1 protein-coding gene is annotated in these 1,107 nt (G+C 43.8%); it reads left to right on the top strand.

What is annotated here, in order from left to right:
* Positions 1-1,107: murein biosynthesis integral membrane protein MurJ (gene murJ, locus A3766_RS07855; protein WP_082907071.1), on the top strand; the 1,107-nt coding region annotated here is incomplete at both ends.

Raw genomic sequence — 1,107 nt, 5'->3', positions numbered from 1 at the left:
GTTGAGGATAACCTTTCCCTATTTGCTGTTGATCTCTTTGACCGCTTTTGCTGGTTCAATATTGAATAGCTATGGTTACTTTGCGATACCCGCTTTTACACCTGTTTTGCTTAACTTGGTGCTCATATCAGCGGCGCTTTGGTTAACGCCGTTATTTACAGAGCCAGTCATGGGCTTGGCATGGGGGGTCTTTATTGCAGGCCTGATACAGCTGTTTTTTCAGTTTCCCTTCTTGATAAAAATGGGCTTGATGCCTCGGCCACGCCTGGATTATCGTCATGAAGGTGTTCGACGTATTTTTATACTGATGGTTCCAGCACTATTTGGTGTTTCTGTAAGCCAGATTAATCTGTTGCTCGATACAGTGTTAGCGTCATTTCTACAAACAGGAAGCGTTTCTTGGCTTTATTATTCGGATCGTTTAGCTGAGTTGCCTTTGGGGATTTTCGGTATTGCCATTGCGACAGTGATTTTACCTAGTTTGTCTCGAAAGCATAGCAGTCAGTCTCACAAAGCTTTTTCTGACACGCTGGACTGGGCTATACGGATAGTTCTGTTGATGGGCGTTCCGGCAGCTGTTGCTTTGATTGTTCTTGCTGAACCTTTGGTGACGTCGCTATTTTATTACGGTGCATTAGAACAACGCGATGTCTATATGTCGGCAATGAGCTTACGTGCCTATGCCTTAGGGCTCTTGGCATTTATGTTGATTAAGGTCTTGGCTCCCGGGTACTTTTCAAGACAAGATATGAAGACGCCTGTAAAGATTGGCATATGGGCGATGTGTGCCAACATGGTTTTCAATTTGATTCTGATCTGGCCTTTGCAACATACAGGTTTGGCATTAGCGACAGCGCTTTCGTCTTGGATGAATGCTTTGTGGCTTTTGAGTGGCTTAGTGAAGCGTGATGTTTATCATAGAAGCGAAGGTTGGGCTTTATTTGTGCTGCGGATAGTTGTTGCTGTTGTTGCGATGGTGTTGGCGGTTTCCTGGATGAATGTTGAAACCGAAATTTGGTTTGATATGAGTGTTTGGGAGCGAATAACTAAGTTGCTAGCTTTGGTTGTCGTCGGAATCGTTTCTTATTTTATCGTTTTGCTATTAAG

This window comes from Oleiphilus sp. HI0132, assembly GCF_001635845.1.
The sequence above is the reverse complement of the archived record's forward strand: the minus strand, read 5'-3'. Positions and strand labels throughout refer to the sequence as shown.